The following is an 18,600-nucleotide window of genomic DNA, read 5'->3' as shown; positions in this document are numbered from 1 at the left end:
AATTTTGACTCCAAAGTTATAACTTTCAAGTCGCATCAAGAAATTTCTTAAAATAGTATCGAAAATCCTAGCAATAATCTTGCTTCTGTTCATCATTTTGGTGCTCTTCTTCTCTATTCCCGCTGTCCAAACTTATCTCGGGAAACGCGCAACAAAACGCCTCAACGATGCGTATGGCACCAACATTAATATTGGTAAGGTAGGCCTTCAGTTTAATGGGGATGTGGAATTGAAAAATGTATTTATTGAGGATTATAAGCAGGATACGCTCATAAACATTGATGAGCTCAACACGTCTATTATAAGTTTTAAAAATCTTTACTATGGCAAATTGGTGTTTGGCGATATCGATATCATCAATTTAACCTTTAACGTGAGAACTTATCTCAATGAGGAAGATACCAATTTAGATGTGTTCGTACAGAAATTCCAAAGCGATAACCCAGACCAGAATAAAAGTGAATTTCTTTTGTCGTCCAGCGATGTTTCTATTTTAAATGGGAAATTCAACTTCATCAATGACAATAAAGCCAATCCAAAACTATTTGAGTTTTATGATCTCAATATCAATGCGACCAATTTTGTGATCTCAGGAAGTGATGTCAATGCCAGAATCAATACATTGGCATTTAAAGACAGCCGTGGTGCCTATGTCAAAAACTTGATCACCAACTTTGAGTACAGCTTAAATCATATGAGTTTTGGCGATTTGAGTATTAGAACCGAAAAATCCATTCTCAAAGGTAATTTACGTTTTGATTACGACCGAGAGGATTTTGCAAACTTTGCCGATAAGGTCATTGTCACGGCTAACTTTAAAGACTCAGAGCTGTTTTTAAACGATCTCAATGCATTTTACAACGAATTTGGTAAAAATCAAACGGCCTATATGGATGTTGATTTTTCAGGAACCCTAAATGATTTATATGCCAAAAATCTCAAGCTAAGAACAAGCTCTAGAACGCAATTATATGGGGATTTGAATTTCAAAAATCTATTCAATACTGAAGAAGGCAACTTTTCCCTTGATGGTCGCTATGATAATTTATCTACCAATTATTACGATCTCAAGGCCTTATTGCCAAATATTCTTGGCGAAGCTATTCCATCGGTATTTTCAAAATTCGGAAACTTCACGATTAGAGGTCAATCTTACATCACCACTTCTACCATTGATGCCGACCTAAACATATCGACCGATTTGGGCAGGATCATCTCCAACATGAGAATGAAGCAGGTCAATGATATTGACAATGCCTACTATGTGGGTGACATCGTTTTTGAGGATTTTAACTTAGGAAAGCTATTGAATAATCCGAAAATAGGCAATACCTCCTTTGACTTGGATGTGGATGGTAGAGGTTTTACGCTGGACAATTTGAGTAGCCAGATAAAAGGGCGGGTGTATCAATTGGAATATAACGATTATAATTACCGTCGAATTGACGTTTCAGGAAAATTGGGAAATCGTATTTTCAATGGATTTGTAGAATCCTTTGATGAAAACTTCAAATTTAAATTTGATGGTTTGGCAGATCTTTCCGAAGACATCAATACCCTGAATTTTACTGCCAATGTGGACTATGCCAATTTAAGGGCCTTAAATTTTATTTCCAAAGACAGTATTTCAGTATTCCGTGGCATGGTAACCAGTTCCATAAAAGGGTCAAATATTGACGATGCCTTTGGGACTTTGAATTTTCAAAACACCACCTACATCAATGAGCATGATGAGTACTACTTTAAGGATTTTGAGATAGAATCCCAATTTTCTGGCAGTAAAAGAACCATTACCATCGACTCTCCAGATATCATAGAAGGCAGTTTGAGTGGAGACTTCAAATTTAAGGATATTGGAAAGCTCGTTGAGAATTCGGTTGGGAGCATTTATACCAATTACGTGCCCAATATTATTGAAACCGATCAATATCTTGAGTTCGATTTCAGGATTTACAATAAAATCATTGAAGTGTTTTACAGTGAGTTGGAACTTGGCGCCAATACAAGACTCAAGGGGCGCATGGAAACTGATGAAAAGCAATTCAATTTGAGTTTCAACTCGCCACAAATCAAGCTGTTTGATTATTTTGCAGATGATATCTCCATTTTGATAGATAACAGCAATCCACTTTTCAACACCTATATTGAGATGGATAGCTTGAGCACCAAGTACTATGATGTTTCTAAATTTAGCCTCATCAATGTGACACAGCGAGATACCTTGTTTATTAGGTCTGAATTTTCTGGTGGAAAGCAAAATGCCGATAGATTTGATTTAAGTCTATACTATACCATTGACGAAAGCAACAAATCGGTAGTCGGTTTTCGCAAATCAAATGTCACATTCAAGGAAAACACCTGGACCATCAACGAAGATCGAAACAAATTCAACAAAGTTGCCTTTGATAGGGATTTCAAGAATTTTGATATCAGCCAACTGGTTATGAGCCACATGGGAGAGCAAATAGAACTTTCTGGCGTGCTTAGGGACTCCACTTATAAGGATTTGAACCTCGACTTTACCGATGTTGATTTGGCAAAGATCACTCCAAGATTAGACAGCTTGTCTTTGGGAGGAGTTGTCAATGGTAAACTCGACCTATTGCAGGAGGACGGTGTGTATTTGCCCAAGTCAAATGTGATTATTAGCGATTTTAGAGCCAATGATTATGAGCTTGGAACACTTAGGGCCATGATCATTGGGAATCAGTCCTTGACAAATTACACGGTTGACGTAACCCTGAAAAACGACAACCTCAAGTCATTGGATGCCAAAGGAACTCTGGATTTTGACAACAAGGATATTGACATCGATATTGATTTTGACGAATTTCTACTAGACCCTTTGGATCCATTTGGGCAAGGGGTGATAACAAATATTAGAGGTTTGGTCACCGGTAATGCCAAAGTGAGCGGCAAGTTAGACAATCCCAATTATAGTGGTGAGTTATTATTGGATAATGCGGGACTTAGCATCCCATACCTAAACATCGATTACAGTTTCGATTTTGACTCTAAAGTCATTTTAGAATCACAGCGCTTTGTTTTTGATGAAGTGGAGATTACAGATTCCGAATTTTTCTCAAGAGCTACCCTCAACGGTTATATTTCACACAATAATTTTTCAGATTGGCGCCTGGGATTAGAGATTGACACCAAACGTTTACTCGTTTTAAATACCGATTATGACGAGGAGCAATTGTATTACGGTACGGCATTTGTCAACGGCAGTGCCACAATTAAAGGTCCAACCAATCAATTGGTCATCGCTGTTGATGGCAGCACAGCGCAAGGTACGGTCTTTAAGATTCCATTGAACGATCTGGAAACCTATGGAGATAATACCTACATTCATTTTTTGAGTCCGGAAGAAAAAGAAGCACGCTTAAGAGGCGAGGTGATAAGGAATACAGAAGTGAAGGGCTTGGAGCTTCAGTTTGATTTGATTGTGAATCCGTATGCAGATATTGAGATTGTAATTGATAGAAATTCTGGCAGCACGATTCGGGGTACTGGTAATGGTAACCTATTATTCAATATCAATACCAATGGTAAATTTCAGATGTTTGGAGATTTTCAGATTGTACAAGGCACTTACAATTTTGCCTATGCAGGCTTGGTTCAGAAAAAATTGACCGTAGAGCCTGGTGGTTCTATTCGATGGGAAGGTGACCCGTTAAAAGCCCAAATAGGCTTAAAGGCCATCTATAAAACACAAGCAAACCCTTCAGTATTATTGGATAATCCCATAAACAGAAGTATTGACATAGAAGTAGAGGTAAACCTCGTAGGGCAGTTGGAGCAGCCAGAACCCGATTTTACATTCAATTTTCCAAATGTGAGTTCCACTATCAAATCAGAGTTGGATTATCGCTTAGAAACCAAGGAGAGTCGAACCAACCAAGCGCTTTTCCTATTGTCTACGGGCTCCTTTGCCAGCGAGATAAGTTTGGGGCAGCAGGCTTATGGTACCATTTCAGATCGTGTGAATTCCTTTTTCAATAGTTTCTTGACCAACGAGGATGGTAAGTTGCAGGTAGGCGTTAATTATGAGCTCGGGGAGCAAACCACAGATTATGAAACCGATGATCGTTTAGGGCTTACCTTAACTACGAAAATCAGTGATCGCGTGATGATCAACGGGAAAGTGGGTGTGCCAATTGGTGGGGTCAACCAAACCGTGATTGCTGGTGATGTGCAAATAGATGTACTGCTCAATGATGATGGAACCCTAACGGCAAAATTTTTCAACAGGGAAAATAGTATTCAGAATTTTGGAGAAAGAATAGGGTATACACAAGGTGCGGGTATTGCTTATAATGTCGAGTTTGACACCTTTAAGGAATTGATCCAAATCATCCTATATGGCAATCGCAAGGACGAGATCGTTTCCGAAGCGAAAAAGAAGGCTCAAGATGAGACCGAATTTACGCCAGATTTCATAAATATGAAGTCTGAAAAAGATAAATAAACAAATAATACCCTCTGATTTTAAGAAAAATAACGTTTTTTATTAACGAAAACGTTTGAAATTTTGAGCTCTTCCCAAAAAAGCTTTAATTCCATTCCTATTCTTGTTTTTGTTTACTAAGTTTACTTATTGAAAGTAAAATTATATGCCAAAAACAATAAAAAAGATAGGGGTAATGACCTCTGGAGGCGATTCTCCAGGAATGAATGCAGCCATAAGATCTGTAGTGCGAACCTGTGCATATCACAAAATTGAGTGCGTTGGTATTTACAGAGGCTTTGAGGGCATGATTGAAGGCGATTTCAAATCAATGGATGCCCGTAGTGTTAAGGATATCATTAACAAAGGAGGTACGGTTCTCAAATCGGCACGATCTCAAGAATTTAGAACGGTTGAAGGCAGGAAAACGGCGCATGACAAACTCATCGAAGCAAATGTGGATGCCTTGGTAATCATTGGTGGCGATGGTAGTTTTACTGGTGCACTTATTTTCAATAATGAATTTGACTTTCCAGTCATGGGCATTCCTGGCACAATTGACAACGACATTTTTGGCACAACCCATACTTTGGGCTACGACACCGCTTTAAATACAGTGGTTGAAGTCATCGATAAAATCAGGGATACCGCGAGTTCTCATAACCGTCTCTTTTTTGTGGAGGTTATGGGACGGGATGCTGGTCACATCGCTCTTAATGTTGGTGTTGGGGCAGGTGCCGAGGAAATTTTGATCCCAGAAGAAGATTTGGGTCTGGATCGTTTGTTGGAATCACTGAGACGCAGTAAACAATCTGGTAAATCCTCTAGTATTGTAGTGGTTGCGGAAGGTGATAAAATAGGTAAAAGTGTTTTTGAACTGAAGGACTACGTAGAGGCTAACATGACTGAATATGAAGTACGTGTTTCCGTTTTGGGTCACATGCAACGTGGTGGTCCGCCCTCGTGTTTTGATCGGGTGCTCGCCAGTAGAATGGGCGTAAAAGCAGTAGAAAGTCTTTTGGATGGCCAAACCAATTATATGGTCGGGCTTTTGAATGATGTGATGGCCTTAACGCCACTGGATCATGCGGTAAAAGGAAAGACAAAAATAAATTTAGAGTTGTTAAGGGTTTCAGAAATCATGTCAACCTAAGCAACAACAATTGAATTATTAATTAATTAAAATACATAAGAAAATGGCAAATTTAAAATTAGGAATAAACGGTTTTGGTAGAATTGGTAGAATCGTATTCAGAGCAACCGTTAATAGAGATGATGTAGATGTCGTGGCCATCAATGATTTGTTGGATGTTGACCATTTAGCATATCTTTTAAAATATGATTCTGTGCACGGTCGTTTCGACGGCACTATAGAAGTTAAAGACGGTCATTTGGTTGTCAATGGTAAAACGGTAAGAGTCACTGCAGAAAAAGATCCTAAAAATCTCAAGTGGGATGAAGCAGGAGCAGATGTGGTTGCAGAGTGCACTGGAATTTTCACAACCATGGAAACAGCAGATTATCACATACAAGCAGGCGCTAAAAAAGTGGTCATCTCTGCACCTAGCAAGGATGTAAAAATGTTTGTAATGGGCGTTAACGACCATGAATTAACTGCAGAACACAAGATTGTATCCAATGCGTCTTGTACTACAAATTGCTTAGCGCCTTTGGCGAAGGTAATAGAGGATAATTTTGGTTTAGCGGAAGGTTTGATGACTACAATTCATGCAACAACTGCATCTCAACTAACTGTTGATGGTCCAACCAAAAAAGATTTTAGAGCAGGAAGAAGTGCTCTGGTAAATATCGTTCCTGCATCAACTGGAGCTGCAATAGCGGTTGGAAAAGTATTTCCTAAGGTTGATGGAAAATTAACAGGCATGGCCTTTAGAGTACCAACTGTTGATGTATCTGTAGTGGATTTAACCTTCAGAACTGAAAAGGAAACCTCTTTGAAAGAAATCAAAGCTGCATTCAAGAAAGCCTCGGAAGGTGCTATGAAAGGCGTTTTGGGCTATACTGAAGATAAAGTGGTGTCACAGGATTTTGTAAGTGACCCGCGCAGCAGTATTTTTGATGCAGATGCTGCCATCGAGTTGAACTCAAGATTCTTTAAAGTGGTCTCTTGGTACGACAATGAATTTGGATACTCCAACAAACTGGTGGATTTGGCTCAAAAAGTAAATGCAATATAAATTTTAGATTTAAATCCGTAGTGCTAAAGGTGCAATAGTTGTAACTTGGTATTACGGATTTTTTTTATTTCAAAATAGTGGTTATGGTTTTAATAGTAGATAGTGGATCGACAAAATGTGACTGGATTGCGGTAGATACCAGCGGTAAGCAACTCCAGGAGAAAATTCGAACCCATGGACTCAATCCTGCCATTTTAACAGAAAAACAACTTAAGAAGATCATCAAGGAGAGTGAAGAGCTCAAACAAATCAAGGGGGAGGTCACACATTTGTTTTTCTATGGTGCAGGTTGTGGCACAGATAAGCCAAAAGCAACCATGCTGCAAGTACTTCAAGCTTTTTTTGAGAAAGCGATGATTGACGTTCAGGAAGATACCATGGCAGCAGTTCGTGCGACATTAAGCCACGATGACGAGGCAGCAGTGGTTTGTATCATGGGTACAGGTTCCAATTGCAGCTACTATGACGGTAATGTTTTACACCAACGTGTAAAATCTTTGGGCTATTCCTTAATGGATGATGCTTCGGGAAATTACTTCGGAAAAGAGCTCATTAAGGATTATTATTACAATAACATGCCAGAAGACATTAGGGTGGCTTTTGAGCATAAGTACAACATGGAAGCTGATTTTATAAAGCATAACCTTTATAAACAGCCCAATCCCAACGCCTATTTAGCCAATTTTGCAGAATTTATGTTTTTGAACAAAGAATCAAAATACATGGATGGTTTGATAAAATCTGGTTTCAGAGTATTCGTCAAAAACATGATTTTCCAATATAAGGAAGAGCTCAAAACAGTACCTGTGCATTTTGCAGGTTCCATCGCCTTCTTTTCTAAAAAACAAATTCTGCAAGTTGCAGATGAGATGGGCTTCAAAGTGGGCAATTTTGCCAGACGTCCCATAGAAGGACTGTTGAAATACCACACTAAAAATCTGTCGTAAACAATACTAGAATACAGCTTTATTGATTTTAATGGCCCGGTATAGGTGTTGTATCCTGTTGTGTTATCACACGCGCCGTTCTGTTTTCAACTCTGTTTTGCAACACAGAGAGCGCTAGTGTAATTTTATGGAAGAGCGCACTTTCAGCCAAGTAATCGAAATGTCAAATTCAAAATAAGACAGAAAAAAAACCGACTCTCCATACAATTAGTACGTCTGAATCGGTTAATAAATTAATTGCTATAAGCTTTAGTATCTAGTTTTCTACAACGTGCATTACTGGGTTTTTATCAACCCACTTGCCATTTTTAGATTCACCCAAGATAAGTACATCTTTAGTCAGCTCATATTCTTTTATGGTGCGTAACATCTGTTCTTTGGTATCCCGATGTAATTTAATTCCTGTGTTTTTACCTTTATTTCTTATTTCGATGTAAAATCCATCCCTGAATTTTATTGGTCTTGTTGGAGGTCTTCCCATGAATGCTTCTTTCTAATAAATTCGTAAGTGATTATAATGGCATATTAGCGAAATTTCTATAAATAAGCAAGTCTATTCCCATTAAAATAAGACTATTTTAACATTTGACAGTGAAAGTCTTTTCCCCATTTCTAAAGTTGCCAATAACTTAGAAAAAAATGATACTTTTATAACATAAGATCAAGTAAGAACCCCATGAATTTAAAAAAGAAGAAAAAGTCCTATAAAGTTAAAAACCTGTCGCCAGGAACGATGGCCTACAGAGGAAAGAAACAGACCACTGCCATTTCTATAGACATCATTAACTACAATGGAGACTCATATAAAAGGGAGCATTCCAACAGGGTTGAAGATGCCTTTAATCATAAGGGCAATGATCAAGTGACCTGGATCAACATCAATGGCTTGAATAACATCAAGGAAATTGAAACGATAGGTTTGCATTATGAGTTGCACCCACTTACCTTAGAAGATATTGTAAATACCCATCAAAGACCTAAAATAGACGAATTTGAGAATCATCTCTATATCGTCTTCAAAATGTTGTATTTCAAAGACGATGACCAACTTACCAAAGAGCATGTGAGCATGATTGTTGGCAAAGACTATATCCTGACCTTTCAAGAGGCCGACGGCGATGTTTTTGACGATTTAAGGGACCGCATCAACAGCACAAAAGGCCGTATAAGAATGCGAGGTGCCGATTATTTGATGTACGCCATTTTAGATGCCATCGTAGATAACTATTTTTCGGTCATTGAAGCTTTTGGCGACAAGATCGAAGAACTGGAACGTCATATTTTCGAATCCAGCACTTCCAGTAATGAAACGCCAAATAAAATACAAGCGCTCAAGCAGGACGTCCTTAAGATAAGACGTGCCATTTTCCCCTTGCGTGAAGTGATCAATAGGCTTGATAAAACGGATATCAATTTTTTAGAGATTAAAACCCATGATTACCTCAAAGATTTACACGATCATATTATCCAGGTTTGTGAATCCATTGATTTGTACCGTGAGATGGTTTGGAGCTTAATGGATATGTACATGACCATAATCAACAATAAAATGAACGAAGTCATGAAGGTATTGACTATCATGGCAAGCATCTTTATTCCTCTAACGTTTATAGCTGGTATCTACGGAATGAATTTTGACCACATGCCTGAGCTTCATACTAAAAACGGGTATTATATTTTATTGGGAGCAATGGCAGTTATATTTGTACTCATGCTGTTCTATTTCCGAAGGAAAAAATGGCTCTGAACTGCTGAATTGCCTTTCAATTTTTTCAGTTTCAAATGTTGTCACACAATTTTTTTTGTAAATACTTAAAATTTAATTATCATTACATGGATTTCAACAATTGAAATCGACCTATTAAAAAATCAACTAAAACAATTAAAATGAGAAAATTTGCAATGATGCTTGTGTTTTTATTCACACTTTCAACTGTTTTTACTAGCTGTAGAGATGAGAAGACACCAGATGAACAAGTAGAAGATGCCATGGACGATGCTGGAGATGCAATTGAAGATGCCTCTGAAGATGTTCAAGATGCTGCTGAAGATCTAGAAGAAGAAATCGACGAAGCTGCTGAAGAGAACAACTAATGCCAATAAAATCGAATCCAGGCCTTAACGCAAGTTGAGGCTTTTTTTGTGTTCAATTAAAAACCCAAACTCATGACGCCTTTAGCATTTACAAAAGATCAATTGCACTTTTTAGAACAACTTAGAAAGAATAACGACCGGGATTGGTTTGATAAAAACAAAACCGAATTTAAAAGTCATGAAGCTCGCGCGAAAAAAAGTTTTCAAACTATTTTTGAGAACTTAAAAGTGCACGATCTGGTGGAAGATTTTAAAGTGTTTCGGATTTATCGCGACGTGAGATTCTCAAAAAACAAACTACCCTATAAAACACATTTTTCGGCATCTTTCATTAGACGAAAGCCTGAATTGAGAGGCTCTTATTACTTACATATTCAGCCTAATGATCAAAGCTTTATTGCTACCGGTTTTTGGGAACCCAATAAAGAAGATCTTTTGAGATTGCGAAAGGAATTTGAGCAGGACGATACTGAGCTGCGAGCCATCCTAAACTCAAAGGGTCTTAAAAACATTTGGGGCGAACTCAAAGGTGATGAGCTCAAAACCGCGCCACGCAATTTTGATAAGGAACATCCTGCCATAGACCTGATTAGAAAGAAGCAGTTTATTTTCACAAAGTCCTTTAGCGATCAAGAGGTCTTAAGTGATTTATTTATTGAAAATGTCAACACCGCTTTCAAGGCCATACGCCCTTATTTTGATTATATGAGCGATGTGCTTAACACCAATCTCAATGGGGAGTCAACTATTTAATATCGGTTATGCTATATGAGGTATGGTTGAAGCTGATGGAATCACCAGTGGTTTTATGTAACAATTGTTCGCCAATAGGGGAGCTTTTTGAAATCACGAAATAGGAGGTTCCATCAATGTCTACTTTACCCAAACTAATGGCCATAAAAAAATTAGTGGTATTGGTTGTAACCAAACTGCCAAGTGCCACGTAATCATGACTTAGCTTAGGGTTTATCAATTTAAGCGTGTCCATCATCTTATAGGCATCGTTTAAATACAGCGAATTCTTCTCGAGGTCGTTCAATAATTTTCCATTTCCAGGATCATCGGCCTCGTCAGAGCTTTTATCATTGTTTTCAATGGCATCCTTTATGGTTTCAATCTCGTCCTTATAACTTGAAATGCGCTTATTTACGTGTTCAAGACACGCCTCTATAAGTTGGGTTTTTTTATTCATAAAACTTCAGTAAGGGGTAAGGAAAATAGTTGAACATTACTTATCAAGCGCTCTTTGACTATCTGCATCATGCGTTTGTTGAGCGCAGAGGAATTCTTAATATAAACAGCATATTCTTCAGCAGAAAACTGACCAATTATCATACCCTTCAACGAGTTTCTAAATTTCATATCCTTATTGATGGCATTTTCAATATAGGCCAATTGCTTCGGAAGGGATTGTTCATAAAACACATTTTTATGCTTCACGATGTAATTTCCGAAGACTGCTACCAACAGGTCATTTTGCAGTTTTATGATTGGTCTAAGCGTTGCATTTTGAAAGCGCTCATCGTCACTCATGCCTTCTGTTAGTTTTGCAGAGGCAATATCTGGGCGAATGGCGAGTAGGTTTTTTGATCTTTCTGTCATGGCATGGATTTTACTAAAAATACCAAGATTCTCGGCATTAAAAGTCCTTTAAGCACTTATATTGTTAACGAGTTTATCAACAAAATGGGTGCTTCCGTTGAACAGGTTAGTTTTGTGGGTACAGCTAAATCGGTTATCTTTGATACCATCCAACACATTAATTTACAACCCAATTAGATCAATTAAACTATGAGATTTCACACAAGAAAATGGGTCAAGCCCGAAGATCTAAACCCTAATCAAACCCTTTTTGGCGGACAATTGTTGGCATGGATTGATGAGGAGGCTGCCCTGTATACGATTATCCAATTGGAAAACCCAAAGGTCGTTACCAAGTACATGTCTGAAATCAATTTTATGTCTTCAGCAAAACAAGGGGACATTATTGAAATAGGAATCGAGGTGCTTAAATTTGGAATCAGCTCAATGACCTTGAAGTCTGAAGTACGCAACAAAATGACCCGAGAAACAATTATTACCGTTGACAAAATAATCATGGTCAATCTTGGGGAAGACAATAAACCAAAGCCTCATGGCAAAACCGAAGTGGAATTTGTGAAAGACCGCCTTTGAAATTGTTGGTTCTAGGTTCAATACTATAATTTGATTTTTTAAGACCCTAGCGCTTTTAGATCTGTGGAGAATTCAAAAATCTCCAGATCAAAATAAGGTACCGCTGCGATGGCATGGTCAAATATATCGGCCATGACATATTCGTAATTTTCCCAACGCTTATCACTACTGAAACAATAAATCTCCAACGGAAATCCTTGAGGTGTCGGCGCCAATTGTCTTACCATGATGGTCATGTCCTTATTCACTGCAGAGTGATTTTCAACATAGGTTTGCATGTATTTTCTAAACACACCAATGTTGGTAAGGTTTCTCCCATTAATGAGCACCGATTTGTCAACGTTTTTGGTACTGTTGAAATTCTCAATATCCAATTGCTTGTTTTCTAGATATTTACTAACGATCTCAATTTTCTTAAGACGCTCAATATGATCGTTGGTTAAGTATTTCACGCTTTTGGCCCGCAACAAAATAGAACGCTTGATGCGTCGTCCACCTGAAGATTGCATGCCCCGCCAGTTTTTGAAAGAATCTGTAATAAGGGCATAGGTGGGAATGTTGGTAATGGTCATATCAAAATTCTGCACTTGCACGGTAGACAGGTTAATCTCAATGACCTCTCCATCTGCGCCAAAGTTTTCCATGGTAATCCAATCGCCAATACGCACACTATCATTTATGGCCACATTGATACTCGCTACGAAGCCAAGAATGGTATCCTTGAAAATCAACAAAAGCACCGCTGAGGCAGCACCAAGGGTTGTGAAGAATTTTATAAAGGACAAATCAATCAATACCGCAAGTACAGATGCCACACCAACAATCCATAAAAACAACATTACGACTTGGATGTAACTGTCTATGGGCTTATCTCTAAATCGTGGTATGGTTTTAAAGTAAGATTCAAAGGTGTTCAAAATACTGCGAATGATCCAAATGGTCAATACAATACCATAAATTTTTAACAGCACCACAATAAAGCTTTCAAACTGGGGGAAATCGTAAAAGACAGTAGGAAATAACTTGATCGTTATAAGCAAAGGCACCAAATGTGCAATATTTGTGGGCGCGCGATGATTAACCAATAAATTATCGAAGTTAGTGGCTGTTCGTGCCGAAAATCGGGTAAAAAACCTAATCAGAAATTTTCGCGCCAAGCGATCTGTAGCAAAAATGATAGCCACGAGAATGACCAATAAGGTAAACATGTTCAAATAGCTCGCAGTTACTTCCGAAACACCGATATTGACATAATGATCATAAAAAAAACATTGGATTTGGGTCATCATTGTTGCGCTGGTTTAAGATATTTACGCTCCACATAAAAGGCAGCAAAGGGCAGGAGAGAGGCCAATAAAACAATAAAGAGTGTCTTTTTTGTCCATTTCAATTCTGAACCCACCATTATGGCCAGCACGATATAAGCTAAAAAGAGAATGCCATGTGGCATGCCCAATAATTTCACGTACTGTGGGTCATCGCTAAAATACTTGATGGGCACTGCTATAAACAGTAATAAAATATAAGAAACGCCTTCTAGGAAAGCAATAACTCTAAAACTATTCAATAGGCTAAACATGAGGCTCAAATTTTGTGCAAAAATACCTTATATGCCTCAAATCGAGCCAGTATTTAACAAGTTTTTTAGTAAGATAGCCCTGGGAATTAATTGGGATTATGTAATTAAAACTTTGGAAAATAAACTGCAAAAAATCTAGAATATTCTGAAGAAGTCGCTTGGAAGTGATAAAATGAGCATTGTCAAAAAAGCCAAATACTGAAATTGATGTGATCAGTCACAACTAGTTACTCTGTGAGCCCATTTTTATTTGGATTAGTACGTCGTTAATACTAATGAAACGCTAGGCTAGCAAATGCAACTAACCTAAACAAATTCAAAATTACTAAGGTGTACTTCAAAACAAAAAGAATCTATTCCTAAAGGATCCTGAAATAGAAATGACCGCTACAAGAGCGGCCATTTCATGGATTAATTAACCATACAATGAAGGTTAAGTAAAAAAATCGTGTCTTAGTTTTGAGACATTAAGGCAAAAAACTTATCGATATTTGGAAGAATGACCACACGGGTTCTTCTGTTTTTAGACCTGTTTTCTTTGGAATCATTTTCAGTGAGTGGTTGGTAAAAACTACGACCAGCAGCGATTAATTTTTCTGGTGCAACACCATAGTCGTTTTGTAATTTTTTAACTACTGCAGTGGCACGCAACACACTTAAATCCCAGTTATCCTTGATGGCAGAAGACTTCACGAAGGTTTGATTGTCGGTATGTCCTTCTATCATGATATCCAAGCTCTCTTCAGAATTGACCACATTTGCGATCTTGCTTAAAATATCATTGGCTTTGTCGCTAATCTTATAGCTACCTGAATTGAACAGCATCTTGTCAGAAATAGAGATCATGACCACAGTTTCTTGAATGTTGATATCGATATCCTCATCTTCCTCGATATTATCCATTGATTTTTGCAGGTTGAACTTAACCGCTAAATTCATGGAATCCTTTAAGGTTTTTGCAGTAGACATGTAAGCTGGCGGAACGTTTTTTAAAGTCTCACGCATGGCCTTCTTCTGATTTTCAGAAATGACCACGCCATCAACATTTACCAATTTGCTGTTATTGTCTTCAGTCAATGAGCTTATCTTGGAGTTATAGTTATCCACTCGAGATTGAATCTCACTAAACTTGGCTTCCAATTCTTCATTTTCAACCCTCGTTTTAGTGAGCTCACTCTTTAACTCACCTTTTTCCTGCTCTAAAGCCATGTATTTCTTTTTAGACACGCAAGACGTGATTAAAAAAGCAAATGCTACTATTAATGTAATTCGTTTCATAAGTTGTTGTTATTTTAGTTAATGTATGATGCTATATGTACGGCTGGTTGTAAGATATAGATTATATGCGATCTTATTTTCACATTTATTTAAGATTTGAAGTTTGAAACAAACATTCGAAAGGAGCTGTAAACGCTGCCTGAGAAGGATCTAAATTCCTATTACATCGCAACTGTAGTGATTTTCAAATCCCAACGAAAAATGGTTGTTAATGGCAAGAGAAACCCAATTAATAGGATTTCATTTTGTCTTGTCGTTTTTCCAACTGTCTCAAAAGCTCAGTAACCGTTTCACTAACGGCATGTTCAAAATTAGCGTGTGAACTTTCGGCAAAGAGGCGAGGTCCTGGAGCGCTCAATCTAATGCCACATTTCATTCCTGTCTCATCACTGGATGTATTTTCAGTTTTAAAAAATATATCTGCTCTGGTAACAAACTCGTAACGCTTAAAAATGGGTTGCAGCTTTTCTTCGGTATAACTTTCCAAACGTTCGCTTGCAGTAACATCGTGGTATTCAAAATTGGTTTTCATGCTATTTATGTTTTTAAATTGATTTATATGGTTTACACTAATCTACAATCTATGCTATTACAATTTAGTCTCATAACTGCATCCTTATTATTGTTAACGCAATCCATTTAATTCGTCACAATTGATTTGTTGTAAACACTTATTTAATACCTTAGAACTCTAATTGAATGTAAGGTGGATGTACAGATCATTTTAATTTTTGCGATTATCGGTGTTTCGGTGGTACTTTTTGTGACCGAGATCATGCCTATAGATAAGATCGCCTTTTTTATCATCGTGGCTTTAGCATTGACAGGAGTTACCACGCCTGAGGATGCCATAAGCGGTTTTTCTAATCCGGCAGCCATCACCGTGCTCATGCTCATGATCATTGCCATTGGTTTGGAAGATAATGGCGTGATTGGTTTTTTGAGCAAGAGTATCAAACGGCTTAGCACATTGCCATTACTGCTCATGGTGCCTGTTTTTATGGTGGTTTCGGCCAGTATTTCTTCCGTGATAAGCACCACTGCGGTCGTGATCATCTTTTTAAAGATTTTTACAACAATCTCAGAAAAATTCAATTTTCCAACCTCTAAGTTATTGATGCCAATATCTTTTGCTGGTATTTTGGGTGGCAGTTGTACGCTCATGGGGACATCAACCAATCTCTTGGTCAATTCTGTTGCCTCTAAATATGGTGTGGAGCGCTTCAGTTTTTTTGAATTCTCTTTGTACGGATTGGTGTTTTTAGCGATTGGGGTGGTGTTTATGACCATCGCTAGCCGATTTTTGCCCAAAAACACCAAGGACAAATTGAGCGAATATAGTGAGAACTCCAACTTTTTGTTCACACTAATCGTTAGGCCAGAGTCTAAATATGTTGGTGCTGCCTTTTCTGAAGTCCCATTTTATAACAACCCCAATATCTCAGTCTTAAAACTTGTGCGCCAGAACACAGTCAATACCGCTCCAGGAAAAAACACAACGCTAAGGGCTAATGATGAGCTGGTGCTCATGAGTGACATCCAGGATTTCTCGTTGATTTCTGAAGACGACTTTATTCTATCTTTGGAGAGTGATGAAATCGAAAATCAAAAAGTGCTGGATAAGAACATGAAGTTTACTTATTTGGAACTGCTCATTCTTCCGGGCTCGGAATTTATAGATAAGTCACTTCAAGAAATCAAATTCCTTTTCAATAGCATAGGCCAACCGATAGGTATCCAGAAGAAAAAAATGTTGCAACTGGATGAACATCTCTATTTGCCAAAAGCATTCAAAAAACTAGTGGTAAAAGCAGGTGACCGTATCCTCTTAAAAATCAACAAAAAGCAGCTTGAGAACATCTATAATTACACGAATGTCGTGGTCCTAAGACATCATGAAGATGATTTCAAGGTAGACCCTTACAAACGCTTGTGGTGTGTTATTGTACTGCTCGCTGTTATTGCATTGGCTGCCACCAGTGTTTTAAGTATTCTCACAAGTACAATTGCAGGGGTTGGCGCACTGTTATTGGCAGACTGTATCAATCTCAGCAAAATCTATAAACGGGTCAACTGGCAGATTTTCTTCCTTTTGGCAGGTATGATTCCTTTAGGGGTGGCGATGGGCAATACCGGCGCAGATTTATGGATTTCAGGAAAACTCTTATATTTGCTAAGCGGGCAAGGTAGCACTATAGTCTTAGGCAGTCTGTTTGCAATGACCATGATCATGAGCGGCTTTATCTCTAACAATGCCACAGCGGTAATCGTGACGCCTATTGCCATTGCTTTGGCGACCAGCTTACAACTGCCTGTTAAACCCTTTGTGCTCGCGGTTATGTTTGGTGCCAATTTTAGCTTTTTCACACCCATGGGCTATCAAACCAATGCGCTTATTTACGGTACAGGAATCTATCGCTTTAAGCATTTTTTAATTATTGGCGGCTTGCTCTCCATCATTTTACTTATTGCAGGCACCTTATTGTTATCGACCATGTTAAACACTCAAAACTAAACTTATGATTCGCTTTTTGGAAATTGGTATTTATATGGACAAACTCAAAGATAAGTTGTTGGGTTGGTATGAAGAATTAATTCTGCGCTTACCCAATTTGATATTGGCCATATTTACCTTGTTTCTTTTTTACTTCATTGCAAAGGGCGTTGCTTCTTTGGTCTCCAAGATTCTAAGAGCGCGTATGGACAACATATCGGTGCGGCATATCATTAAAAAACTGATCTTTCTAGTCATCTTGCTGATAGGTTTCTTCATTTCACTGAATGTTTTAGGCCTTGATAAGGCGTTGGCCACTATCTTGGCTGGTGCCGGGGTGATTGCCTTGGCCTTTGGTTTGGCCTTGCAGGGCACGCTTAATAACACTTTCTCTGGCGTGTTGCTTTCTTTTTTGCCGAGAATAAGAATCCATGATTATATTGAAACGGAAAACCATAAGGGTTTCGTGGAAGAAATCTCCCTGCGTAATTTTGTGCTGCGACAGCCAGACAATCACATCGTGGTCATGCCCAATTCACTGATTGTGGATAAGCCCTTCGTGAATTTTTCCTTGACCGAAAGAAGTCGTATAACCGTAAAATGTGGGGTAGCCTATAGCTCTAATCTTCGTGAGGTAAGAGACATGATCATGAAACTGATGACCGATAATTTTCCACAAGAGGCCGGTGAAAAGATTGAGTTCTATTGGTTGGAGTTTGGTGACAGCTCCATTAATTTTATGACGCGGTTCTCTTGCGTGTATCAAAGACCAGGTCAAATGTTCGATAGACAGAGTGAGGCCATTATGCTCATTAAAGAAGAGTTTGACAGAAACAATATTAATATTCCGTTCCCAATCCGTACATTGCATATGGGCACAAATGTTGAAATCGCCAAAGAGCGTGAGCCAAAAAATGAGGAGTAAGTCTTCGGAAACAATAATCATTAATAACTAAAATCATAAAAATCATGAGTGATACTGATAAAAAAAAGACCAGAAAAAATGCCGATTTCCAAGACGATTATCACAAGTCGTCCAACTTTCCTTCTTTAGAAGAAAATGAAGGAAAAAAATTAGAGATCGATGGCGACGGTGATTTGAAAGTCAAAAAAGCTGATAAAAAATCAGACCAAAAGAAATCCTAACCTGAACGAATCATTAGTTAAATCCCTCCAGAGGGTTTATTGCCCGAGGCTTGCCTCGAAATACAAAGAATATCCTCAATTTATACCTCCTGGGTTTGCCCCGAGGTTATTGATTAATAAACGATGCTTCTCAAAAAGCATCGTTTTTTTTTGCGGCACATTCTCAAATTAGCACAGTGCCAGTCGTGCTAAAAAGCAAGGTTTAATTTGTTTTGGTATTATTGACTCCGATTTTAATC

At 38.2% G+C, this 18,600-nt stretch carries 19 protein-coding genes; 12 read left to right on the top strand and 7 right to left on the bottom strand.

The genetic code is table 11. From position 1 onward, the window contains the following. The first annotated feature begins 79 nt into the window (after nt 1–79). The 4 genes from ESY88_RS06335 (at nt 80) to ESY88_RS06320 (ending at nt 7,595) form a co-directional block, all read left to right on the top strand. A complete protein-coding gene (locus tag ESY88_RS06335) occupies nt 80–4,471 on the top strand; it encodes a translocation/assembly module TamB domain-containing protein (protein ID WP_223270743.1) in 4,392 nt (1,463 codons plus the stop codon). A gap of 145 nt (nt 4,472–4,616) precedes the next feature. Next, nucleotides 4,617–5,603: a 6-phosphofructokinase gene (gene pfkA / locus ESY88_RS06330; protein WP_147086543.1), complete on the top strand. Its 987-nt coding sequence runs from the start codon at nt 4,617–4,619 to the stop codon at nt 5,601–5,603. A 43-nt stretch (nt 5,604–5,646) separates the two neighbouring features. Further along, complete coding sequence (gene gap, locus ESY88_RS06325) at nt 5,647–6,648, top strand: type I glyceraldehyde-3-phosphate dehydrogenase (protein WP_147086544.1); 1,002 nt, start codon at nt 5,647–5,649, stop codon at nt 6,646–6,648. 83 nt (nt 6,649–6,731) lie between these two features. Continuing rightward, nucleotides 6,732–7,595: an N-acetylglucosamine kinase gene (locus ESY88_RS06320; RefSeq protein ID WP_147086545.1), complete on the top strand. Its 864-nt coding sequence runs from the start codon at nt 6,732–6,734 to the stop codon at nt 7,593–7,595. Between the two features lie 256 nt (nt 7,596–7,851). Here ESY88_RS06320 and ESY88_RS06315 read toward each other — a convergent pair whose 3' ends face one another. Beyond that, on the bottom strand, nt 7,852–8,076 hold the full coding sequence (locus ESY88_RS06315; RefSeq protein ID WP_147086546.1) for a hypothetical protein: 225 nt from the start codon (nt 8,074–8,076) through the stop codon (nt 7,852–7,854). 195 nt (nt 8,077–8,271) lie between these two features. Between ESY88_RS06315 and corA the strand changes: the two genes are divergently transcribed. The 3 genes from corA to ESY88_RS06300 all read left to right on the top strand — a co-directional run bounded on the left by corA (nt 8,272) and on the right by ESY88_RS06300 (nt 10,442). Further along, on the top strand, nt 8,272–9,342 hold the full coding sequence (gene corA / locus ESY88_RS06310) for a magnesium/cobalt transporter CorA (RefSeq protein WP_147086547.1): 1,071 nt from the start codon (nt 8,272–8,274) through the stop codon (nt 9,340–9,342). Nucleotides 9,343–9,482: 140 nt separating this feature from the next. Then, nucleotides 9,483–9,689, top strand: coding sequence for a hypothetical protein (locus ESY88_RS06305; protein WP_147086548.1), 207 nt, complete (start codon nt 9,483–9,485; stop codon nt 9,687–9,689). Nucleotides 9,690–9,761: 72 nt separating this feature from the next. Next, entirely contained in the window at nt 9,762–10,442 is a 681-nt protein-coding gene (locus ESY88_RS06300) for a DUF2461 domain-containing protein (RefSeq protein ID WP_147086549.1), read from the top strand. Here ESY88_RS06300 and ESY88_RS06295 read toward each other — a convergent pair. Continuing rightward, on the bottom strand, nt 10,435–10,881 hold the full coding sequence (locus ESY88_RS06295) for a GreA/GreB family elongation factor (RefSeq protein WP_147086550.1): 447 nt from the start codon (nt 10,879–10,881) through the stop codon (nt 10,435–10,437). The two genes, ESY88_RS06300 and ESY88_RS06295, sit on opposite strands and share 8 nt — an antisense overlap. Next, on the bottom strand, nt 10,878–11,291 hold the full coding sequence (locus tag ESY88_RS06290; RefSeq protein ID WP_147086551.1) for a glyoxalase: 414 nt from the start codon (nt 11,289–11,291) through the stop codon (nt 10,878–10,880). The genes ESY88_RS06295 and ESY88_RS06290 overlap by 4 nt, the downstream gene beginning before the upstream one ends. Nucleotides 11,292–11,294: 3 nt before the next feature. Between ESY88_RS06290 and ESY88_RS20900 the strand changes: the two genes are divergently transcribed. Next, nucleotides 11,295–11,468: a hypothetical protein gene (locus ESY88_RS20900; protein WP_189702536.1), complete on the top strand. Its 174-nt coding sequence runs from the start codon at nt 11,295–11,297 to the stop codon at nt 11,466–11,468. A 12-nt stretch (nt 11,469–11,480) separates the two neighbouring features. Continuing rightward, complete coding sequence (locus ESY88_RS06285; RefSeq protein ID WP_147086552.1) at nt 11,481–11,864, top strand: acyl-CoA thioesterase; 384 nt, start codon at nt 11,481–11,483, stop codon at nt 11,862–11,864. A 38-nt stretch (nt 11,865–11,902) separates the two neighbouring features. Here ESY88_RS06285 and ESY88_RS06280 read toward each other — a convergent pair whose 3' ends face one another. The 4 genes from ESY88_RS06280 to hpf form a co-directional block, all read right to left on the bottom strand. Then, the gene (locus tag ESY88_RS06280) at nt 11,903–13,150 is read right to left on the bottom strand and encodes a mechanosensitive ion channel family protein (RefSeq protein ID WP_147086633.1); all 1,248 of its coding nucleotides are present in this window, start codon (nt 13,148–13,150) and stop codon (nt 11,903–11,905) included. Next, nucleotides 13,150–13,443: a DUF3817 domain-containing protein gene (locus ESY88_RS06275; RefSeq protein ID WP_147086553.1), complete on the bottom strand. Its 294-nt coding sequence runs from the start codon at nt 13,441–13,443 to the stop codon at nt 13,150–13,152. Before ESY88_RS06275 ends, ESY88_RS06280 begins: the two co-directional genes overlap by 1 nt. A 453-nt stretch (nt 13,444–13,896) precedes the next feature. After that, a complete protein-coding gene (locus ESY88_RS06270; RefSeq protein WP_147086554.1) occupies nt 13,897–14,721 on the bottom strand; it encodes an OmpA/MotB family protein in 825 nt (274 codons plus the stop codon). A 229-nt stretch (nt 14,722–14,950) separates the two neighbouring features. Next, the gene (hpf, locus tag ESY88_RS06265; RefSeq protein ID WP_147086555.1) at nt 14,951–15,253 is read right to left on the bottom strand and encodes a ribosome hibernation-promoting factor, HPF/YfiA family; all 303 of its coding nucleotides are present in this window, start codon (nt 15,251–15,253) and stop codon (nt 14,951–14,953) included. A 174-nt stretch (nt 15,254–15,427) separates the two neighbouring features. Here hpf and ESY88_RS06260 point away from each other — a divergent pair, with 174 nt between their 5' ends. The 3 genes from ESY88_RS06260 to ESY88_RS20895 are packed head-to-tail and all read left to right on the top strand — an operon-like array spanning nt 15,428 to nt 18,361. Then, complete coding sequence (locus ESY88_RS06260; RefSeq protein WP_147086556.1) at nt 15,428–17,236, top strand: SLC13 family permease; 1,809 nt, start codon at nt 15,428–15,430, stop codon at nt 17,234–17,236. 4 nt (nt 17,237–17,240) lie between these two features. Further along, on the top strand, nt 17,241–18,140 hold the full coding sequence (locus tag ESY88_RS06255; protein WP_147086557.1) for a mechanosensitive ion channel family protein: 900 nt from the start codon (nt 17,241–17,243) through the stop codon (nt 18,138–18,140). A 44-nt stretch (nt 18,141–18,184) separates the two neighbouring features. Next, a complete protein-coding gene (locus ESY88_RS20895; RefSeq protein ID WP_189702535.1) occupies nt 18,185–18,361 on the top strand; it encodes a hypothetical protein in 177 nt (58 codons plus the stop codon). Nucleotides 18,362–18,600 lie beyond the last annotated feature (239 nt).

It is taken from the genome of Subsaximicrobium wynnwilliamsii (assembly GCF_007997225.1).
GTDB lineage: Bacteria > Bacteroidota > Bacteroidia > Flavobacteriales > Flavobacteriaceae > Psychroserpens > Psychroserpens wynnwilliamsii.
Note: the sequence above shows the minus strand (reverse complement) of the source record. Positions and strands in the feature narration are given on the sequence as shown.

Excerpts from the sequence above, each read along its gene's own strand:
- pfkA (WP_147086543.1), top strand. The coding sequence starts at position 4,617 with ATGCCAAAAACAATAAAAAAGATAGGGGTAATGACCTCTGGAGGCGAT.
- gap (WP_147086544.1), top strand. The coding sequence starts at position 5,647 with ATGGCAAATTTAAAATTAGGAATAAACGGTTTTGGTAGAATTGGTAGA.
- ESY88_RS06320 (WP_147086545.1), top strand. The coding sequence starts at position 6,732 with ATGGTTTTAATAGTAGATAGTGGATCGACAAAATGTGACTGGATTGCG.
- ESY88_RS06315 (WP_147086546.1), bottom strand. The coding sequence starts at position 8,076 with ATGGGAAGACCTCCAACAAGACCAATAAAATTCAGGGATGGATTTTAC.
- corA (WP_147086547.1), top strand. The coding sequence starts at position 8,272 with ATGAATTTAAAAAAGAAGAAAAAGTCCTATAAAGTTAAAAACCTGTCG.
- ESY88_RS06305 (WP_147086548.1), top strand. The coding sequence starts at position 9,483 with ATGAGAAAATTTGCAATGATGCTTGTGTTTTTATTCACACTTTCAACT.
- ESY88_RS06300 (WP_147086549.1), top strand. The coding sequence starts at position 9,762 with ATGACGCCTTTAGCATTTACAAAAGATCAATTGCACTTTTTAGAACAA.
- ESY88_RS06295 (WP_147086550.1), bottom strand. The coding sequence starts at position 10,881 with ATGAATAAAAAAACCCAACTTATAGAGGCGTGTCTTGAACACGTAAAT.
- ESY88_RS06290 (WP_147086551.1), bottom strand. The coding sequence starts at position 11,291 with ATGACAGAAAGATCAAAAAACCTACTCGCCATTCGCCCAGATATTGCC.
- ESY88_RS20900 (WP_189702536.1), top strand. The coding sequence starts at position 11,295 with ATGGATTTTACTAAAAATACCAAGATTCTCGGCATTAAAAGTCCTTTA.
- ESY88_RS06285 (WP_147086552.1), top strand. The coding sequence starts at position 11,481 with ATGAGATTTCACACAAGAAAATGGGTCAAGCCCGAAGATCTAAACCCT.
- ESY88_RS06280 (WP_147086633.1), bottom strand. The coding sequence starts at position 13,150 with ATGACCCAAATCCAATGTTTTTTTTATGATCATTATGTCAATATCGGT.
- ESY88_RS06275 (WP_147086553.1), bottom strand. The coding sequence starts at position 13,443 with ATGTTTAGCCTATTGAATAGTTTTAGAGTTATTGCTTTCCTAGAAGGC.
- ESY88_RS06270 (WP_147086554.1), bottom strand. The coding sequence starts at position 14,721 with ATGAAACGAATTACATTAATAGTAGCATTTGCTTTTTTAATCACGTCT.
- hpf (WP_147086555.1), bottom strand. The coding sequence starts at position 15,253 with ATGAAAACCAATTTTGAATACCACGATGTTACTGCAAGCGAACGTTTG.
- ESY88_RS06255 (WP_147086557.1), top strand. The coding sequence starts at position 17,241 with ATGATTCGCTTTTTGGAAATTGGTATTTATATGGACAAACTCAAAGAT.
- ESY88_RS20895 (WP_189702535.1), top strand. The coding sequence starts at position 18,185 with ATGAGTGATACTGATAAAAAAAAGACCAGAAAAAATGCCGATTTCCAA.